General features: G+C 59.2%; 18 protein-coding genes. 11 read left to right on the top strand and 7 right to left on the bottom strand.

Translation table 11 applies throughout. The annotated features are described in order from the left end of the window. The first annotated feature begins 392 nt into the window (after nt 1-392). The 6 genes from KBF66_RS07020 to KBF66_RS06995 all read left to right on the top strand — a co-directional run bounded on the left by KBF66_RS07020 (nt 393) and on the right by KBF66_RS06995 (nt 6914). The gene (locus tag KBF66_RS07020) at nt 393-2888 is read left to right on the top strand and encodes a right-handed parallel beta-helix repeat-containing protein (RefSeq protein ID WP_296654488.1); all 2496 of its coding nucleotides are present in this window, start codon (nt 393-395) and stop codon (nt 2886-2888) included. Between the two features lie 102 nt (nt 2889-2990). Then, a complete protein-coding gene (locus KBF66_RS07015) occupies nt 2991-4181 on the top strand; it encodes a beta-ketoacyl-[acyl-carrier-protein] synthase family protein (protein ID WP_296654486.1) in 1191 nt (396 codons plus the stop codon). Next, nucleotides 4178-4993, top strand: coding sequence for a beta-ketoacyl synthase chain length factor (locus KBF66_RS07010; protein WP_296654484.1), 816 nt, complete (start codon nt 4178-4180; stop codon nt 4991-4993). Before KBF66_RS07015 ends, KBF66_RS07010 begins: the two co-directional genes overlap by 4 nt. Then, on the top strand, nt 4987-5421 hold the full coding sequence (locus KBF66_RS07005; RefSeq protein WP_296654481.1) for a hydroxymyristoyl-ACP dehydratase: 435 nt from the start codon (nt 4987-4989) through the stop codon (nt 5419-5421). The genes KBF66_RS07010 and KBF66_RS07005 overlap by 7 nt, the downstream gene beginning before the upstream one ends. Then, nucleotides 5418-6155 (top strand): 3-oxoacyl-ACP reductase FabG, encoded by a 738-nt coding sequence (gene fabG, locus KBF66_RS07000; RefSeq protein ID WP_296654478.1) that lies wholly within the window; start codon nt 5418-5420, stop codon nt 6153-6155. Before KBF66_RS07005 ends, fabG begins: the two co-directional genes overlap by 4 nt. Nucleotides 6156-6212: 57 nt before the next feature. After that, nucleotides 6213-6914, top strand: a complete 702-nt coding sequence (locus KBF66_RS06995; protein WP_296654476.1) for a GntR family transcriptional regulator — start codon at nt 6213-6215, stop codon at nt 6912-6914. 49 nt (nt 6915-6963) lie between these two features. Here KBF66_RS06995 and manD read toward each other — a convergent pair whose 3' ends face one another. Further along, on the bottom strand, nt 6964-8169 hold the full coding sequence (gene manD / locus KBF66_RS06990; protein ID WP_296654474.1) for a D-mannonate dehydratase ManD: 1206 nt from the start codon (nt 8167-8169) through the stop codon (nt 6964-6966). Between the two features lie 225 nt (nt 8170-8394). Between manD and KBF66_RS06985 the strand changes: the two genes are divergently transcribed. From KBF66_RS06985 to KBF66_RS06970, 4 genes are all read left to right on the top strand, one after another. After that, the gene (locus KBF66_RS06985; protein ID WP_296654472.1) at nt 8395-9366 is read left to right on the top strand and encodes a C4-dicarboxylate TRAP transporter substrate-binding protein; all 972 of its coding nucleotides are present in this window, start codon (nt 8395-8397) and stop codon (nt 9364-9366) included. A gap of 9 nt (nt 9367-9375) precedes the next feature. Then, the gene (locus KBF66_RS06980; RefSeq protein WP_296654470.1) at nt 9376-9867 is read left to right on the top strand and encodes a TRAP transporter small permease; all 492 of its coding nucleotides are present in this window, start codon (nt 9376-9378) and stop codon (nt 9865-9867) included. After that, the gene (locus KBF66_RS06975) at nt 9864-11147 is read left to right on the top strand and encodes a TRAP transporter large permease (RefSeq protein ID WP_296654467.1); all 1284 of its coding nucleotides are present in this window, start codon (nt 9864-9866) and stop codon (nt 11145-11147) included. The genes KBF66_RS06980 and KBF66_RS06975 overlap by 4 nt, the downstream gene beginning before the upstream one ends. Before the next feature lie 109 nt (nt 11148-11256). Continuing rightward, nucleotides 11257-14382: a PAS domain S-box protein gene (locus tag KBF66_RS06970; RefSeq protein ID WP_296654464.1), complete on the top strand. Its 3126-nt coding sequence runs from the start codon at nt 11257-11259 to the stop codon at nt 14380-14382. Between the two features lie 3 nt (nt 14383-14385). On the opposite strand, the gene KBF66_RS06965 is transcribed toward KBF66_RS06970, so the two are convergent. Beyond that, on the bottom strand, nt 14386-15060 hold the full coding sequence (locus KBF66_RS06965) for a Crp/Fnr family transcriptional regulator (RefSeq protein ID WP_296654462.1): 675 nt from the start codon (nt 15058-15060) through the stop codon (nt 14386-14388). 4 nt (nt 15061-15064) lie between these two features. Continuing rightward, on the bottom strand, nt 15065-15262 hold the full coding sequence (locus KBF66_RS06960; protein ID WP_296654460.1) for a heavy-metal-associated domain-containing protein: 198 nt from the start codon (nt 15260-15262) through the stop codon (nt 15065-15067). A 75-nt stretch (nt 15263-15337) separates the two neighbouring features. On the opposite strand from KBF66_RS06960, the gene KBF66_RS06955 reads away from it, so the two are divergent. After that, the gene (locus KBF66_RS06955; RefSeq protein ID WP_296654458.1) at nt 15338-17557 is read left to right on the top strand and encodes a heavy metal translocating P-type ATPase; all 2220 of its coding nucleotides are present in this window, start codon (nt 15338-15340) and stop codon (nt 17555-17557) included. A gap of 93 nt (nt 17558-17650) precedes the next feature. Here the strand turns inward: KBF66_RS06955 and KBF66_RS06950 are convergent, their stop codons facing one another. The 4 genes from KBF66_RS06950 to minC all read right to left on the bottom strand — a co-directional run. Then, a complete protein-coding gene (locus KBF66_RS06950; RefSeq protein WP_296654456.1) occupies nt 17651-18271 on the bottom strand; it encodes a c-type cytochrome in 621 nt (206 codons plus the stop codon). A 77-nt stretch (nt 18272-18348) separates the two neighbouring features. Beyond that, nucleotides 18349-18609 (bottom strand): cell division topological specificity factor MinE, encoded by a 261-nt coding sequence (minE, locus tag KBF66_RS06945; protein ID WP_296654454.1) that lies wholly within the window; start codon nt 18607-18609, stop codon nt 18349-18351. Nucleotides 18610-18613: 4 nt separating this feature from the next. Continuing rightward, nucleotides 18614-19429 (bottom strand): septum site-determining protein MinD, encoded by an 816-nt coding sequence (gene minD, locus KBF66_RS06940; protein ID WP_296654452.1) that lies wholly within the window; start codon nt 19427-19429, stop codon nt 18614-18616. Nucleotides 19430-19454: 25 nt separating this feature from the next. Continuing rightward, nucleotides 19455-20078, bottom strand: a 624-nt coding sequence (minC, locus tag KBF66_RS06935; protein ID WP_296654450.1) for a septum site-determining protein MinC, incomplete at its 5' end; no start/stop codon positions are given.

The raw sequence follows: 20078 nt of genomic DNA, 5'->3' as shown, positions 1-20078 counted from the left end.
TCCACTTCAAGTCCATTGGGGACTGAAGCGGACATTGGGTCGAATGGTTTGTGATCCTGATGACGACCACCGCTGAATTCAATCTGCCGAGTTCGAGAAGCAAGTTTGCAGTGTGAGCATCAGATCCCATTCCATGGCAAGATCCGCATCAATTCGTTCTTTTTGGTGATGATGAACGCTGCTCAAGGCAGATCTGTCACACCGGATATCGCTCGCCAATTCAGGACTTTGTGTGGTCGATCTGCCAAGTTCGGCAGGTGAAGCAGCGAATCGAGGGTATCGACCTGGAACGCAGAGCGCTGCATGGTGTGATGCTTGTTCCCGTGTGATTGAGATGCCTGCCTGATATCTGTCGTTTGCCGCCTTATTCATTTTCAATTGAGGAATTTTGAATGAACTGCTTCAAAATCAGGCGCGCAGTCTGTGCCTCAGCCTTGTTTGCCACGAGTTGCTTTTCGGCCCATGCCACCGAGTGGTTTGTGTCACCGCTGGGTAGTGATGTTGCGGGCAATGGGAGCGTGGCAACACCCTTTAAGAGCTTGGGCTTTTTGCTTGACCCGGCGCGCGGCCTGGTGAGATCGGGCGACACCGTCACCTTGCGAGGGCCAGTTGGAAACAACGTGTTCAACGAGAACGAGGTGCGCCTGCGAGTGCCGCTCACGCTGCGTTCTTTTGAAGGGGAATGGGCGGTCATCTCCTGCCCCATTACGCTGCAAGACGGTGTTTGCGTGCAGATTGACCCCTCAGCTTCCGGCAGCAGCCTTTCCAGACTTGAGATAACGGGTGGGAACTTGTACGGTGTGTTCATGCAGACCGACTGGGACTCGCGGGACAACCGGCAGGGCTTGGGAGCGTCCAACATTATTCTGGAAGACTGCAAGATTCACGACACCGGGCGCGATGCGATCAAGATCACGCCCAAGAGTGATGGCATCACCATCCGCCGCTGCGAAATTTACAACACGGGCCGCATTTACCCCGAAGGCACGCCACTGGACGACAAAAACGCAGAAGGCATCGACAACGTGAATGGCAGCCGCATGCTGGTGGAAGACAACTACATCCACGACATTGCCACCACCGGTTTGTACTTCAAAGGTGGGGCGCAGGATGTCACCGTTCAACGCAACCGTATTGAGCGCACCGGTCTGGGTGGCATCATGGTAGGCTTTGACACCAGTCCGGACTACTTTGACACCGTGCTGAACCCCCGCTACTACGAGAGCATTCGCGGCACCGTGATCAACAACGTGGTGCGCGACACCGGTTACGCTGGCATTGGCCTGTACGCCGCCAAAGACGCGGTGGTGGCGAACAACACCGTAGTGAACACAGCATCGGCCGGGCACGCCGCCATTTACTTTGGTGTCACCTTGCAGGACTTTGAACCTTCTGCCGGGCGGCCCGCCAATATCAACCCCATCATCCGCAACAACCTGATTATTCAAAACGGTGGCGACTGCGCGCGCATCCGATGGGCCAATGAGATCACTGCTGCGGGCTTGTACGGTCTCGAAGGCAGTGCAGGCATGGACAGCAACTGGTTTTACAACGCACTTGGTGCCTGCAACTTTGCAGACAATCGTCCCGGCAGCACGCTGGCCGATGGTGGCACGCTGGAGCAGTGGCGCGCCCAGAACATGGTGGATGCCCGCAGCCTGACCGGCGCGATCAGCGTCACGACCGATGGCCACTTGCTGCCCGGCAGCCCGGCCATAGACAAAGGTGAAACGCTGGCGCAAGTAGCGCAGGACATCGACCGGCAGCCGCGCGTTGGTGCCAACGACATTGGCGCCGACGAAGTGAACGGCGATACATCGAACGCTCCTGTTTGTACGCTGAGCGCCAATCCGGCACTGATCAACGCGGGCGCAAGTTCAACCCTCACCGCCAATTGCAACCCGATTGCAGCAAGCTACACATGGACAGGTGGCACCTGTGCTGGAACAACATCGTCCACCTGTACGGTGATGCCCTCAAGCAACACCACTTACACCGTGCAAGGTGTCAATGGCGGCGGCAAGAGCAGTGTTGCAAGCGCGACTGTGAGCGTGTCAACCGGTTCTGCAGTGGGTCTATATGACGGAATCTACTTGTGGTCCGATGGCAACTATTTGTCGCTGCACCAGGATGCCTCGAAGGTGATTGCGACCATCTATTTCAATGACAACGGAGCTTTTAGCTTTACGGCAACCACTGGCGGCACTTTATCCATTCCACAGCTCGATCTGTTTGATCTTCTTGCTGGGACCGTCACTGGGACAACGGCAAAGATCAGCGGCACCATGTTTCACAGGGCTTGCAACGTGAGTTATGACTTTGTCTTTGGTGCCAATGCCACAATCACCGCAACCAGAACCAGCGTGAGCAACACCACGATGGCAAACGCGGCAGGTATTTCGTGCAGCGCAATGGTTGCCAACGAGAGCCCCACACGCACCATGCAAAGGATCGCTTTTGGCGCGCCCGTGTCGCCACCAGTGGCTGCGACAGGTGTTTATGACGGGATCTATGCCTGGACTGATGGCAATTATTTGTCTTTGCACCAGGATAGTATGGACATGATTGCGACAAACTATTTCAATGACAACACAAGCATTAGTTTTAGGGCCGCTTCCGGTGGAGCTCTGGTCGTACCGCAACTGGATTTGTTTGACTTGCTTAGCGGGTCTTTGACAGGGTCAACGGCAAAAATCAAGGGCACCAGGTTTCATCGAGCCTGCAATGTCAGTTATGACTTCACTTTTAGTGAGAACGCCACACTCAGGGCAACTCGAACCGGAGTCAGCAACACAGCGATCGCGGACGCCGCTGGCATTTCATGCAGCGCAATACTTGAGTCGGAGAGCGCAACGCTCACGATGCAGAAGATATTTTTTGGACAGTAGCTCTCAAAGCGAGTGAGATAACCGTTACCGTTGAAGCTGGGCGCGATGTAGTCCGCCTTGGCGAGCGACTAAGATCCTGATCTTTATCACTCGAGTTCGCCTGTGCCACCTTTGCTGCTATCCGCCACCACCTTGACCACCTGCCTGGGCCGGGGGCTGGAGGCGACCCGCGACGCCCTGCGCAGTGGGCGCTCGGGTCTGACACCCTGCCGTTTCGAATCGGTGGAACTCCCCACCTGGGTCGGTGAAGTGACCGGGGTGGACGCACAGGTGTTGCCTGAACCGCTGCGCCACTACGACTGCCGCAACAACCGGCTGACCCAAATGGGGCTGGAAACCGATGGCTTTGCGCAGCGGGTGCGTGAAGCCGTGGCGCATCACGGTCGCGATCGCGTCGGGGTTTTTCTGGGCACCAGCACAGCCGGGATTTTTCAAACCGAGCTGGCTTACCGCGCACGCGACCCGGCCAATGGCGCCTTGCCCGACAGCTTCAACTACCGCAGCACCCACAACGCGTTTTCGCTGACCGAATTCACCCGCGACTATTTCGGCCTCACGGGCATGGCAATGACGCTGTCCACCGCCTGCTCATCCAGCGCCAAGGTGTTTGCCGCAGCGGCGCGTCAGATCGCGCTGGGCCACATCGACGCGGCAATTGTGGGCGGGGTGGACTCGCTGTGTCTGACCACCCTGTACGGCTTTGCCTCGCTGCAATTGACTTCGTCGCAACCGTGTCGGCCCTATGACACCGCGCGTGACGGTATCTCGATCGGTGAGGCGGCTGCCTTTGCACTGCTGGAGCGGGCTGACACGCCCGCCCCCGCGTCGGTGCTGCTGCTGGGCGTGGGTGAATCAAGCGATGCGTACCATATGTCGGCTCCACACCCGCAAGGGCTGGGCGCGCAACTGGCCATGGCGGCCGCCTTGCGCAGCGCTGGGCTGGCTGAGGCAGACATCGACTACATCAACCTGCACGGCACTGCCACACCAGCCAATGATGCGGCCGAGGGCCAGGCCGTGGCAGCTCTCTTTGGCGAACGCGTGCCATGCAACTCGACAAAGGGGGCTACCGGCCACACGCTGGGTGCCTCGGGAGCAGTTGAAGCCTTGGTCTGCGCACTGGCGCTCCAAGAGAGCCTTTTGCCCGGCAGCCCGGGAACCCAGGTGCTCGACCCCGCGATGGCCATCCGCTATCAACACCAAAGTGCACCGGCGCAATTGCGAACGGCGCTGAGCAATTCGTTTGGTTTTGGCGGCAGCAACTGCAGCCTGATTTTGGGAGTCAGCCCATGAGCGCAGCCACGGCGACCCGCGCTCCGCAGGCATGGATCGACGGCATCGGCCTGATCGCCCCCGGTCTGCCCGATTGGCCCAGCGCGCGCGCGGTGTTGCGCGGCGAGCAGGACTATGCCGCAGCCGCCAGCGTGCTGCCAGCGCCTGCGGTGCTGCCAACGGCCGAGCGCCGACGCGCCAGCCGCGTGATCAAACTGTGTCTGGGCGTGGGCTTGCAAGCGGTGGAGCACGCCGGTGCTGATGCCGCCAGTCTGGCCACGGTGTTTGCCTCGTCTGGAGCCGATGGCCACAACTGCCATGCCTTGTGCGAGCAACTCGCCAGTGACGACCGACAGATTTCGCCCACCCGTTTTCACAATTCAGTGCACAACGCCGCCGCCGGCTACTGGGGTATCGCCACCCACAGCATGGCACCCTGCCAGGTGATCGCGGCTTTTGATGCCAGTTTTGGCGCCGGACTGCTGGATGCGCTGACCCAGGTGGTGTGCGACGGCCAGCCGGTGCTGCTGGTCGCCTACGACAGCGAATACCCTCAACCGCTGCACGCCAAACGCAACACGCCGGACTGTGGCGGTGTGGCGCTGCTGCTGAGTCCGCAGCGCAACGCATCGTCTCTCGCCCGCGTCACGCTGACGACCAGCACGCTCGCCGCCGATGTCATGGACGATGCCGCACTGGAAACCTTGCGCCTGCAGATACCGGCCTTGCGCGCCCTGCCGCTGTTGCAGCGGCTGGCTTTGGGTCAAACAGGTGGTGTGGTGCTTGACTATCTGGCTCCGATGCAACTCAAGTTGGACCTACAAACGTGTTAGACCGGCAATGGATTGCGGCGCACATTCCGCACCAGGGCCGCATGTGTCTGCTCGACACGGTGCTGGCCTGGAGTGAGCAACACATCGTGTGTGAAACCGCCAGCCACTTTGCCCGCGACCACCCCTTGCGCAACGCCGACCGGCTGGGTGCGGTGTCCGGGGTGGAATACGCTGCGCAGGCGATGGCGGTGCATGGTGCGTTGCTGACCCGGCCCAGCAGCCCACCCAGCCAAGGCTACCTGACCAGCGTGCGCAGCCTGAACCTGCAGGTGCAACGACTTGACGACCTGGACGGCCCACTGCAGGTGAGCGCCGAACGTCTGTCGGGCGATGAGCGACTGGTGTTGTACCAATTTAGGCTGCACCACGCGGGCCGCTGCCTGATGGACGGCCGGGCTTCGGTGGTGCTTGACAGGCAGACTTTATGACACCCTGCAACGACAAAAAAAGAGCCCTGGTCACGGGCGGAAGCGGCGGCATTGGGGCTGCCATTTGCCAGCGCCTGGCGGCAGACGGCCAGCATGTCATCGTGCACACCCACCGGGCGCTGGACAAGGCGCAGGCGCTGGTGGCCCGCATCATTGCACAGGGCGGGAGCGCCGAATCTGTGGTTTTTGATGTCACCGACCGCTTGGCGACGCTGACCGCACTGGAAACCCTGCTGAGTGAGGGTGCCATTCAGATCCTGGTGAACAACGCTGGCATCCACGACGATGTGGTGTTCCCCGGTATGAACGGCGCGCAATGGGACCGGGTGCTTGATGTGTCGCTGAACGGTTTTTTCAACGTGACCCAACCGCTGACGATGCCGATGATCCGCAAGCGCTGGGGGCGCATCATCAGCATTTCATCCGTGGCAGCCATCACCGGCAACCGCGGTCAGGTGAACTATTCGGCTGCCAAGGGTGCCCTGCATGCGGCCAGCAAATCGCTGGCGCTGGAGCTGGCCAGCCGTGGCATCACCGTCAATGCGGTGGCACCGGGCCTGATTGCCACTGACATGATTGAAGGCGCATTTGATGCCGAGACCGTCAAAAAACTGGTGCCCATGCAACGCGTTGGTCAGGCCCACGAGGTGGCTGATCTGGTCGCTTTCCTGGCATCTGACCAGGCCGCCTACATTTCGGGCCAAGTGATTTCGATCAATGGCGCGATGATTTGACCGCCGCGCGGGGCGCGATGCGCCATGCGTCAGAACCCTGGTGCGATACTTGGTGTCATGCGGTCTACTCTTCATTCCGTTCGGGCTTTTCAGCACATTGAGCCGGTCTCTATCGGGACCCAGCTGCATCGGCATCTGCGCGGTGCCATCATCCGTGGCGAACTGCGCCCGGGTCAGGCCCTGTCAGAGTCAGAGATCGCCAAACAGTACGCCACCAGTCGCCAACCGGTGCGCGAGGCATTCATCAAACTGGCCGAGGAACGGCTGGTGGCGATCTTGCCGCAGCGCGGCACCTTTGTGGTGAAGATTTCGGTCGCTGATGTGCTTGACGCGCGTTTTGTGCGCGAGGCCATCGAGGTCGCCGTGGCCCAGGAGGCCGCCAGCGCCGCCTCACCGGAGGCCGTCAAAGGTCTGCGCGATCTGATAGAGCAACAAAAAGCGGTGGCGCATGGCCGAAATGAAGACTTTCTGGCGCTGGACGAAGAGTTTCATCGCACCCTTGCGCTGTCGGTTCGCCGCGCCCATGCCTGGCGGGTGATTGAAGGCATCAAGGCGCAAATGGACCGGATCCGCTACCTCAGCCTTGACGATGCAACACCGATCGATCTGATCATCGAGCAGCACATCCGCATTGTGGATGGCATCGAAGCCGGAGATCCAGACGCCGCTGCAACGGCCACCCGAGCCCATCTGCGGGAAATCATTGTCTCCTTGCCTGACATTGCCGCGCACTTCCCAGACTTGTTTGAAACCTCCTGACGCGGGCGTCTTGCCTCACATCGCGCCGACCTGGCAGGTTTTGCCCTGACTACCAGTTCCACAAGGTGCCGTCTTCCAGGCGTGCAACCGGCAGTGAGGCTGGCTCGTAGGGGTACTTTTTGGCCAGCTCCTCGTCGATCTCTACGCCCAGACCAGGTTTGTCACCGGGGTGCATGAAGCCGTCCATGAAGCTCCAGCCGCACTGGAAAACCTCCATGGTCTGCTCGTGGTAACCCATGTACTCCTGCATGCCGAAGTTCGGCGCCCACAAATCAAAGTGCAGCGCGGCACCCATGCACACGGGTGACAGGTCAGACGGTCCATGGCTGCCGGTGCGCACCTGGTATAGGGCGGCAAAGTCGGCGATACGGCGCATATGGGTAATGCCGCCGGAGTGGGTGATCGTCATGCGGATGTAATCGATCAACTGCTCTTCAATCAACTGCTTGCAATCCCAGATGGTATTGAACACCTCGCCAACTGCGATCGGCGTGACGGTATGCTGGCGAATCAGGCGAAAGGCTTCCTGGTTCTCGGCCGGGGTTGGGTCTTCCAGCCAGAACAGGCGGTAGTCCTCCACCGATTTGCCCAGGCGGGCCGCTTCAATGGGGGTCAGGCGGTGGTGCACGTCGTGCAGCAAATGCGTGTCAAAACCGAACTGGTTGCGGATGGCCTCAAACAGGCTGGGGACAAAATCGAGGTACTTCTCGGTGGACCAGACCTGCTCCTGCGGCCAGCCTTTGGTGGCAGGCTCGTAAGCACCGCCTTTGGACACCCCGTAGACGGACTTCATGCCCGGCACACCACACTGCGCACGGATCGCCTTGAACCCCTTTTCCTGGTATTGGGCAAACGCGTCCAGTGTTTCGGCAATATCGCGCCCGGTGGCATGGCTGTAGACCATCACGTGCTCGCGCGATGCACCACCGAGAAGCTGGTAAACCGGCATGTTGGCCAGCTTGCCTTTGATGTCCCACAAGGCCATGTCGACGGCGCCGATCGCCGACATGGTGACCGGACCGCGGCGCCAGTACGCACCTTTGTACAGGTATTGCCAGATATCCTCGATGTTTTGCGGATCACGGCCAATCAGCGCCGGGCAAACGTGATCTTGCAGGTAAGCAGCAACTGCGAGTTCACGGCCGTTCAAAGTGGCGTCTCCCAGGCCGGTCACTCCCTCGTCGGTGGTGATTTTCAAGGTGACAAAGTTGCGCCCTGGGCAACATACGATCACATTGGCGCTGAGAATTTTCATTGAAGTCCCTTTCGTGTCAATTTCGAAGGTGATGGCGATGGCGTCATTGATGCCAGAGGTTCAAACCCAATTTCACAAGAATTGCGCCAAAACGAGATGAACTTTTGCGTCGCGGCTCATAAATCGATTGCAGTATCGCAAAAACAATACTACCATACAAGTGCTTTATGAGGAAAACCTCAGGGCGAAGAGCTTCAAACCACACACTTGATCAAGGAAACAACCATGAAAATGCTCAAACTGCTGTCAGTAGCCGTAGCATCCGCGCTGGTCGCCACCGCTGCCTTTGCGGCAGATTTCAACCTCAACGTCAACTCGTCGCTGACCGTCGATGACCCGATGTTCAAGGGCCTGCAACAGTTCAAGGACGGTGTCGAGAAAAATTCCGGCGGCAAGATTTCGGTCAAACTGTTTCCCAGCTCACAGCTCGGGTCTGACGAAGACGTACTCGAACAGGCACGCTCTGGTGCCGGCGTGGCGGTGCTGGTGGATGGCGGGCGGCTGGCACCTTTTGTCAAGGAGTTTGGCATTCTGGGTGCACCGTATCTGGCCAGCGGATTTACCGAAATGCGCAAAGTGGTCACGTCGCCCATGATGGAGGAGTGGAATCAGAAACTGCGTGCTGCCAGTGGTCACCAGGTGCTCTCGTTCAACTGGTACCAGGGGGACCGCCAACTGCTGACCAACAAACCGGTGACCAAACCCGCCGACCTGGCTGGCGTGCGCATGCGCACCCCGGGCGCACCGGTCTGGCTGGAAACGGTGCGGGGTCTGGGGGCCACCCCGACACCCATGCCCTGGGCCGAGGTGTACTCGGCGCTGCAGATGAAGGCGATTGACGGCGCCGAGGCGCAGGCACCCGCCACCTATGGCCAACGCTTGTACGAAGTGGTCAAGTACATCACCAAGACCGGGCACATCAGCCTGATCACCGGGCTGGTGGGCTCCAAAGTGTGGTTCGACAAGCTGCCGGCCGACTTGCAAAAGGTGGTCCGTGATGAAGCGCTCAAGGCCGGCGATACCGCCTCCAAAGCCACCATCGACTCGATTGGTAACTACGAAAAGCTGATGCGCGAAAAAGGCGTGCAGATCGTCGACATCGACATCAAGCCGTTCATCGCCTCAACCAGCGGTGTCTATGAAAAGCTGGGTTATACCGATCTGCGCAAGCAGGTCAATGTGGTCCTGGGCAAGTAAGAACCTGCCATGGCGAGCCTATTCTTCAAATTGGAGGAACGCTTGGCCATGGCGTTCTTTGCAGCGACCTCCATCTTTGTCCTGATCGGAGCTGCCACCCGCACGGCGGGTGTTCCGGTCATTTGGGCGGTAGACCTGGCCCAGCTCAGTTTTGCCTGGGCCTGTGTTCTGGGGGCGGACCTGGCCCTGAAGAAAAATACCCACATCGAAATCGACATCCTGATCAGGAAGTTTCCGCGCCAGGTCAGAAAAGTCCTGGCGGTGATCTGGCTGGTGGCCATCGCCGCCTTTCTGTGCTTTCTGGTCTGGTACGGCACCAAGCTGACCTTGCAGAACATGGAACGTGTGCTGGGTGACGTGGGGATCAGTTATAGCTGGGTCACCGGGTGCATTCCGGTCGGCGCGCTGCTGATGCTGGGCACGGCGGTCACCCGTTTGTGGCGCGGTTTGACCGGGCGCGAGGTGCTTTCACTCGAAGGTCATGACGGGACAGCGATATGAGCGGCATCCTCACACTTCTTTTTCTGGTGCTGATGTTTCTGGGCATGCCGGTGGCGTTTGCCATCGGTATCTCGGCGGTGATGTTTTATATTTTCGGTCCGGTGCCGCCCGAAATTGCGATCCAGAAGATCACCACCGCAACCCAGTCGTTTCCGCTGTTGGCGGTGCCCTTGTTTGTGTTTGCCGGGCATCTGATGAATGCCTCGGGCATCACCAGCCGATTGATTTCGCTGTCCACCGTGCTCACCGGCTGGATGCGTGGTGGCTTGGCACAGGTGGCGATCATGCTCAGTGCGCTGATGGGCGGCGTTTCTGGCTCGGCCGTTGCTGACGCCGCGATGGAAGCCCGCATTCTGGGCCCGGACATGATCAAGCGTGGCTATACACGGGGTTACACCAGCGCCGTGATTGCGGTTGGCTCACTGATCACCGCCACCATTCCACCGAGCATCGGTCTGATCCTGTACGGGTTCATGGGCAACGTCTCGATCGGTCGGCTGTTTGTTGGCGGCATCGTGCCCGGCGTCCTGATGACCATTGTTCTGATGAGTGTGGCTTACCTGGTGGCCAGACGGCGTGGTTACACCGCAGAACTTGAGCACGCACCGTCTTTCAAGGTCATTGCGCATCGCACCTGGGAGTGCAAATGGGCCTTGATGTTCCCGATTCTGCTGATTGTCGGCATCCGCTATGGCATCTTCACCCCGTCCGAGGCGGGTGCCTTTGCCGTGGCATACGCGATCTTCATCGGTGGAGCGATCTACCGCGAGCTGACGCTGGACGCGCTACTGAACGCTTTGCGCCACAGTGTCGCCGACATTGGCATGATCATGCTGATCATCATGTTCTCCTCCATGATCGGCTACATGATCACGCTCGAGGGTGTGCCGCAGACTGCCGCTTCGTTTTTGGTGAGCATCACCGAAAACCGGATAGCGCTGATGCTGCTGCTGATCAGCTTCATCCTGGTGCTGGGCATGTTTCTGGAAGCGACCGTGATTGTGCTGCTGCTGACCCCGATCCTGATGCCCATCATCCTGCGCGTAGGCATTGATCCGGTGCATTTTGGACTGGTAATGATGACTTGTGTCACATTGGGCGGTATGACACCGCCTGTCGGGGTGGCCATGTTCACTGTCTGTGGCATCTTGAAGTGTCCGATGGACGAATACATCAAAGAAGCCTTACCCCTGCTGGGTGCGGTCATCGCCTTGGTCATCTTGATGATCGTCTGGCCAACCAGTGTGCTGTTTCTGCCCGATCTGGTGTTTGGACCGTGATTCAACCAGTGCCACAGAAAACCGTACTCATTTGACGTAAATCAACCCTGGGCTTTTCCCCACCGCTACGATGAAGAGTTGATTTGCCCAGCAGCCAGAATCCAGCGTCATGCCTCTCCACATCGTTCAGAATTTGAACCTTCAAGGTTTGGCCCGTTATGTTGATGTCACCCACATCCATCCGCAGGACGCTGCGGCACTGCAGGACTTTCTCGATCACGCTGGCGCAGAAGGTGCGCAGTCAGTGGTGTTCCGGGTCATGGACGCCTTGGGAACCTGGCAGTGGTTTGAGTTGCAGTCGCAGCCGCTGGAAAACCCGGCGGACCCTGAATCCGTTCAACTCATTGGGGTGCTGGCCGACATCACCGAGCGCGAGCGTCTGGCGGAACACGCCACACTGCAACGCAAATTCCTGGAAGTGCTGGCGCAAAGCCCGGATCGCCCCACCCTGATTGCCACCATGCTCGATACCGTGCTGGGTCTTTCGGATCTGGATGGTGGTGGTCTGTACTGGGAACGCGGTGACGGCGGCTTTGACCTGCTGATCAGTCGCGGCCTGAGTCAGGCGTTCCTGATCAACACCGGCAACATCGAGCCCGACGATCCACGCGCCGGTATGATCCAAGCCGGTGCCATGGTCTGCAGCTGTATCGAGCCACAGGATGTCTGTACGGACCCTGGCCTGGTCCGTTTGCCGCAAATTCAGGCCGAGGGCATTGTGGCCCTGGTGGTGTTACCGATCCGGGTTGCCGGACGCGGCCACGCCTGCCTCAATCTGGCCAGCAAACATGTGCGCCAGCTTCCCCCAGCTTCCATCACGCTGCTGCAAAGCCTGGCCGAGCAGTTCGGCCTGGCCATCGAGCGCCTGGTGGCACGCGAGGACGCGCTCAATCAACGCCAGAACCTGGACGGCTTCTTCAACGCCCTGCAGGATTTTGTGTTCGTGCTTAACCCACAGGGCGAGATGCTCTACGTCAACCCGGCCGTCCACCTGAAGCTGGGATACGACAAAAGCCTGCTCGGACAATCCGTGCTGGCGGTACACCCAGAGCGGGTACACGCCTCGGCCTGGTCCATTGTCACGGAGATGCTCCAGGGCAAGCGTGAATCATGCCCGCTGCCACTGTTGAAGGCCGATGGCTCGGAGATCATGGTGGACACCCGCATCGTGCATGGTCACTGGAATGGGCAACCCGCGCTGCTGGGGGTTTCACGCGACATTTCTGAACGACGTTCGCTCGAACAAGCGCTGGAAAAGCAACACGACACCTTGCGCACCTTGATCAACACCATCCCGGAGCTGGTTTGGCTGAAGGACGTCAAGGGTGTTTACCTGGCCTGCAACCCGGCGTTCGAGGCGTTTTTTGGTCAAATCGAGGCCAATATCGTGGGTAAAACGGACTTCGATTTTGTGGATGAAGAACTTGCGCAGTTTTTCCGCACCAACGACCTTGCCGCCATTGAAGCCGGGGGACTGACCTACAACGAGGAATGGATCACCTACGCGATTGACGGCCGTCGCGCCCTCTTGAGCACCTGCAAGACACCCATGTACGGCTCCGATGGCAGCTTGCAGGGCGTGCTGGGCATCTCGCACGACATCACCGAGCAACGACGCACCGAAGAGGCGCTGGTGATGCACCAGCACCATCTGCAGCAGCTGGTGGACGAGCGTACCAGCGCACTCAATGCCTCCCATCAGAAGCTGCTGAGCACCCAGTTTGCCATGGAGTGCGTTGGCATCGGCATCCACTGGGTCGATTTCGAAACAGGTCGCTTTATCGCCGTGAACCAGAAGGCGGCGCAGATGATCGGCTACGAGGTGGCCGAGATGCTCCAGTTGACCGTGATGGATGTCGACCCCAACTTTCCAAGGTCTGAGTACGATCGCATCAAAGAAATCATCCGCAACCAAGGGCAAATCAGCATCGAAACACAACAGCGATGCCGTGATGGGAAGTACCTGCCCCTGGAGGTGTCTATTTACTATCATGAGGGTGGCGAAGCAATGTCGCCACATTTGATCTCGTTCCAGACCGACATCACACAACGCAAGGCCGCGGAACAAGCCTTGATCGACGCCAAGCAGCAGGCTGAGGCCGCCACAGTGGCCAAGAGCGCATTTCTGGCCAATATGTCGCACGAAATTCGCACCCCGCTCAATGCCATCACTGGCATGACGCACCTGATCCGACGCTCGGGTGTCACCGCTGAACAAAGTGAGCGCTTGGGCAAAATTGAAATGGCAGGCAGCCACCTGCTGGAAATCATCAACACCATCCTGGACTTGTCCAAAATCGAGGCGGGCAAGTTCACCCTGGAAGAGGTGGCGCTGGATGTGGGTGCCATCGTGGCCAACGTGGCGTCGATCCTGAGCCATCAGGTGCAGGCAAAAAAACTTTCCTTCGTGATCGACAACCAGCTGTCCAGCTGCAATTTTGTCGGTGACCCCACCCGGCTGCAGCAGGGATTGCTCAACTTCGGCAGCAACGCCATCAAGTTTTCCGATCGGGGGACGGTGACCCTTCGTGTTCAGTTGCTGGAGTCCACCGCGGATGCCTCACTGCTTCGCTTCGAGGTCGAGGATCAGGGCATTGGTGTTGCCCCTGCCGTCCTGCCACGGCTGTTCACCGCGTTTGAGCAGGCCGACAACTCGACCACGCGCCAATACGGCGGCACCGGGCTGGGTTTGGCCATCACCAAAAAACTGGCGCAACTGATGGATGGGGATGCGGGAGCGAGCAGCACATTGGGGCAGGGCAGCGTATTCTGGTTCACTGCGCGCCTGCGCCGGGGCGCCGCTTGTGCGCTCAGTCAGAAACCGGTCCCCACCCTGCCGGCGGAGACCATACTGGCGCGTGACTACGCCGACCGCCGGTTGCTGCTGGTGGAAGATGACCCGTTCAACCAGGAAATCACCCTCATCATGCTGCAGGAAATCTGGCCGGTCGTGGACCTGGCCGAAGACGGGCTGCAGGCCGTGGAATGTGTCAGAAACAAACGCTATGACCTGATCCTGATGGACATGCAGATGCCTCGCATGGACGGGCTCGACGCGACACGCCAGCTACGTACCCTGCCGAATGGCGTTGAGGTGCCGGTGATCGCCATGACCGGCAACGCGTTTGTGGAAGACCGCAATCGCTGTTTTGGCGCCGGCATGAATGACTTCCTGTCCAAACCGGTCCACCCCAACGACCTGTTTGAGGTCATTCTCAAGTGGGTGCGGCGCTAGCTTTCAGTTCAAGTTAGCACTTACCAACGCCCGCAAGGCCGCACTGTTGACAATCTGGATTTGCTCTCGACCCAGCACCACCCAGCCTTCGCGCTCAAAACGCCGCAACAAGCGGGTGACGATCTCGCGCACCGTCCCGAGTTCATCGGCCAGTGCCTGATGGGTCAGGTTGAGTTGTTGGCCCCGACCCAGCAGCGCAGCGGCCAGGCGCCGATCCAGCTTATGAAAGGCCACCGCATCGATCAGACCGGTCAGGTCTGCCATACGCTCTGCGAACAGACCCAGTACATCATTGCGAAACGCGGGGGTTTCGATCCAGCGTTTGAACAGATCTGGCTTGATCAGCATGAACTGGCTGTTTTTGGTGGTAACGCCGAAGGCGGAGAGTGGCTGCGCACGAAACAGCGAGGCACTGGAAACCAGACACAACTCGCCTGGCACCACCCGGTACAGCTCCAGTGACCGCCCGTCACCGGAATTGCGCGAGACCTTGATTTCGCCTTGCAAGACCAGCGGAAATCCCTGGCAGGCGGCGTTTTCACTGAACAGCACGGTGTCTGCGGGGACCTGATATACCGCCAGTGTCTGGCCCAGGTCAGCCAGTGCCGGTTGCACCTGCGCCAGCGAGGGATACAGGCCCAATATCTGGTCAATGGGCAAGTCAGCAAGGTCAGCCATGGTGTCAATCAACCACGCGGTAACCTTCGTCGGTGATGGCCTGCCTGAGCACCTCAGTGGTCAAGCCCGACTCCACCTCGACCCGCTTGGTCAGGCGATCCGCCTGCACCAGCGCTGCCCGATCGAGCTGCTTGATGGCGCGTACCACGGCTTTTTCGCAATGTTCACAGGTCATGCCGTCCACATGGAAAGTTTGTTTCATAGAAATGCTTGGAAAATGGGTGTCTTGCAAAAGCGCGTATTGTGAACCTTCGTGTCCCCTCAAGATCAACACTTCATGACAACCCCAGAAAACAACAACGACTCCGTGCGCATCGACCTTGGCATTCGCGGCATGACCTGTGCCTCTTGTGTCGGACGTGCCGAGCGCGCCTTGAAGAGAGTGCCTGGAGTGCAGGACGTAGCGGTCAACCTGGCCACCGAGTCCGCGCGGGTGATGGTGGCACCAGGCGACAACATCGAGGCACGTTTGCGCCGTGCCGTGCGAGATGCCGGGTATGAACCTGTAGCACCCAGCGCCGCCATTGATGCCACGGAAACCTCGGCCTGGGCTGGTTTTGCGCCAGTCGCGCTTGGCCTGGCCCTGTCACTTCCGCTGACATTGCCCATGCTGGGCGGCCTGTTTGGCCAGCACTGGATGTTGCCAGCCTGGCTGCAGTGTCTGCTGGCCACGCCAGTGCAGTTCATTTTGGGTGCTCGCTTTTACAAGGCCGGCTGGCACGCACTGCTGTCACTTAGCGGCAATATGGACCTGCTGGTCGCCATCGGCACCAGCGCGGCCTGGCTGTTGTCGATGTGGCTGTGGCTGACGGCTGCACCCGATGCCATGGTGCATTTGTATTTTGAAGCGTCAGCCATGGTCATCAGTCTGGTTCTGTTGGGCAAGTGGCTGGAGGCGCGCGCCAAGCGGCAAACCACCTCGGCCATCCGTGCCTTGCACCAGTTGCGCCCGGAGCTGGCCCATCTGATTGGCCTGGATGGCGAACTTGACGTGCCGATGGATGAGGTCATGGTCGGTGATGAGCTGGTGGTGCGACCGGGGGAACGTTTTGCCGTGGATGGTCTGATCTTTGAGGGCCAGACGCAGGTGGATGAGTCGATGTTGACCGGTGAACCCTTGCCAGTGGCCAAAGCGGCCGGTGATCGTGTGACCGGGGGTACCCTCAATGGTGACGGGCGGGTATTGGTGCGGGTACAGGCCACCGGGGTGGACACGGTGCTGGCGGGCATCATCCGACTGGTTGAGGACGCGCAGGCTGCCAAGGCGCCCATCCAGCGGCTGGTGGATCGCGTGAGTGCGGTGTTTGTGCCGGTGGTACTGCTGCTCGCGCTCGCCACATTCCTGGGATGGTGGCTGAATGGACTTGTGCTGGAGCTGGCCATCATCCACGCCGTGACGGTACTGGTCATTGCCTGCCCTTGTGCGCTGGGGCTGGCCACGCCGGCGGCCATCATGGCTGGCACCGGTGTGGCCGCGCAATATGGCATCCTGATCAAGGACGCGCAAGCCCTTGAGCTGGCACACCAGGCCGATGTGGTGGTGTTTGACAAAACCGGCACACTGACGCTTGGGCGAGCGCAGTTGACCGAGTTTGTGGTTCACCCCGACGTGGCGGCCAACGAGTTGTTGCGTCTGGCTGCTGCCCTGCAAAGTGGCAGCAGCCATCCGCTGGCGCGCGCAGTGGTGCGCGCTGCCGCGGATCAATCTCTGGAATTGCCAGCCGTGCAAAACATCGTGTCATGGCCAGGCAGAGGTCTCAGTGGTGAGCTCGAGGGTGTGTGCTACCAGCTTGGCAGCCCGAGCTGGATGCTGGAGCAAGGCGGCAAGTTTGACACTTTTGACCTGCCTTTCAAACGCCTGCAAGCCAGTGACAGCACGCTGGCTTGCATGGCCATGGTCACCCCGCAGGGCTTGCAGCTGCTGGCACTGATGGGTTTTTCCGACGAACCCAAGCCCCAGGCCAACGCTGCCATCGGCAAGCTGCGAGCCTTGGGACTGCAGGTGCAGATGCTCTCGGGTGACCACCGCAGTGCGGCGCAGGCGATGGCTCTGCGCGTGGGTTTGTCTGTCACAGCAGGCGAGGTGATCAGCGAGGTCTTGCCCGCCGACAAGGAAGCCCATATCAGGTCCCTCAAAGACAGTGGCAAAACCGTGGTGATGGTGGGTGATGGTGTCAACGACGCACCGGCACTGGCGGCAGCCGACGTGGGCATGGCCATGGCCAACGCAGAGGGCGCAACCGACGTGGCCATGCACGCAGCGGGCATCACACTGATGCGTGGTGACCCCTTGCTGGTGGCTGCAGCGCTGGACATCTCACGGCGCACTGTGGCCAAAATCAGGCAGAACCTGTTTTGGGCCCTTATCTACAACGTGGCGGGCATTCCACTGGCAGCCCTGGGTTACCTGAATCCGGTGATGGCGGGTGCGGCGATGGCGCTGAGTTCAGTCAGCGTGATGAGCAACGCACTCCTGCTAAAACGCTGGAAACCATGAAAGATTTCAAGAAAAAATGGCCTTCAGCGCAATCTAGCTATGACTTTATAGCTACAACATTTATTGCAGTCTGGAAGCCTTCGAGATCCTGTTTCAGGATTTAGGCTTGTAAGTGGCGCTTTGCACGATCAGGTAGGTGACGGCGTTGCGCAAGTCGGTGTCGCTCAGATTGGCCATGCCGGCGCGCGAAGGCATGGCTTTGTGCCCTTTGATGGCGGATTGAACCAGGTTCTCCACACCTTTTTGCAGGCGAGGTTTCCAGGCAGCAAAGTCATCGATCCGCGGCGCACCTTCCTTGCCACTTTCATGACAAACCGTGCAGCGTTCTGCCACCAGTTGTTCGCCTGTCACACGGCTTGGTGACGCATAGGGCTTATTGGGGTCTTTGGCCTTGCCAGCGCTGACCATGTAAGCCACGGCACGGCTCATTTCCAGGTCAGTCAAATTGGCCTGTCCACCATGGGCTGGCATTTTGCCGATGCCGGCAATGGCGTTTTCGGTCAACTTGATCAGGCCATTCTTGGAATGTTTGGTCCAGGCACCAACATCACCAATGATGGGGGCACCGTCCTTGCCGCTGACGTGGCAGTTGGCACACACTTCCTGCACCACTTGTTGTCCGGTTTTATCGGCAGCCTGTGCCACACCAAAAAAAAGTGGCGAACTGGCCAGAACAACCATACCCAGACGGGAAATGACTTGACGCTTGATCATGATGGCTCCAATTTCAAACAGACTCAACTGTCTGTTCATTCTTTCATCCGATTTTAGGCTGCAACATTCAATTTAAATCAGCGTTTGTCAGGCAATTCAATCTTGACTTCGAGCACTTCAAGGTTATCTTGCCGCTCCAGATTGACCTTGATATCGTCCGGGTTGATTTTGACGTACTTGCTGATGACAGCAATCAACTCGCGCTGCAGGTCCGGCAGGTAGTCTGGTGTGGAAGGCCCGCGCCCACTGCGCTCATGCGCCAGAATAATCTGCAGCCGTTCTTTGGCCACACTGGCGGTTTTCTTTTTCTCACCGAGGAAAAATGAAAAGAACGACATGGCTTTACTTTCCCCCGAACAGGCGCTTGAGCAGACTTTGCTTGGGTGGTTCGGTAAAACGCAAGGGCTTTTCTTCGCCCAAAAACCGGTCAATCACGTCTTTGTAGGCTTCGGCCACATCGCTGCCGGTCATGTGAACCGCCGGTACACCCTGGTTGGACGCCTGTAAAACGGTCTCACTCTCCGGGATCACACCAATGAGTTTGATACGCAGGATGTCCTGAATGTCCTGCAACGAGAGCATCTGGCCCTGATTGACCCGCGACGGGTTGTAGCGGGTGATCAGCAAATGCTCCTTGACCGGTGTCTCACCTTGCATTGCGCGGCGGGTTTTGCTCGCCAACATACCCAAAATGCGGTCCGAGTCGCGCACTGACGACACTTCTGGATTGGTCACCACCAGTGCCTCGTCGGCAAAATGCATGGCCATCAGCGCGCCAGTCTCAATGCCTGCGGGTGAGTCACACACGATGTATTCAAAATCCATCGACCCCAGATCGGCCAGCACCTTTTCAACACCGTCCTGGGTCAAAGCGTCCTTGTCGCGGGTTTGCGACGCCGCCAGAACATAAAGGTTTTCACATTGTTTGTCCTTGATGAGTGCCTGGTTCAAGTTGGCCTCACCGTGGATGACATTGATCAGGTCGTACACCACCCGGCGCTCGCAACCCATGATCAGGTCCAGATTGCGCAAGCCCACATCAAAATCGATCACCGCCGTCTTGTGGCCGCGCATCGCCAGCCCGGTTGCAAAGCTGGCGCTGGTGGTCGTCTTGCCAACGCCACCCTTGCCCGAAGTCACCACAATGATTTTTGCCATGTCTACAGAGTCTTTCAAAAATAGTTCAGGCTGTCAAAGCCTCAAACAGCAGCTTTTCCTGGCCGTCGTCGCTCAACCGCACTTGCGCTGGCTTGCCTTGGATCCCGGCAGCCAGGGGATTTTCGCTGGTCCGGTATACCCCGGCGATCGAAATCAGTTCAGGCTCCAGGCAGATCGAAAAAATGCGCGCCCGGGTGTTGCCACTGGCACCCGCCATGGCCTTGCCTCGCAAGGGCGCGTACACATGGATGTTGCCATCGGCCACCACTTCGGCGCCCGGGTTGACCATGGCCAGCAACACCAGATCGGCCCCGCGGGCGTAGATCTTCTGACCCGAACGAACCGGCTTGTCGATGACCAGGGTAGCCGGGCCGGGTACCTCGACACGTACCTCCCGAATCACTTCCTGGATCACCGGTGCCGCGGTGACGGCAGATGCTTTGGGCTCAGCGGTTTTGCCGGACGACTTTGATCGCACCGGGTCTGGCGGGGCCTCGACCAGACCCAGCTCCAACAGACCCGCCCGGTCCGAAGGATGGCAGCCCCTGAAAGCCACCGGCTTCAGGCGGCAGGCCGCCAAAGTCGATAACAGCGTCTCGACCGCGTGCCGCGAAATCGGGCCATCCAGCTTTGAAAAATCAAGCACCAG

Origin of the sequence: Rhodoferax sp. (genome assembly GCF_018063565.1) — a bacterium.
In the GTDB taxonomy this organism is placed as follows: domain Bacteria; phylum Pseudomonadota; class Gammaproteobacteria; order Burkholderiales; family Burkholderiaceae_C; genus Rhodoferax.
The sequence above is the reverse complement of the archived record's forward strand: the minus strand, read 5'-3'. Positions and strand labels throughout refer to the sequence as shown.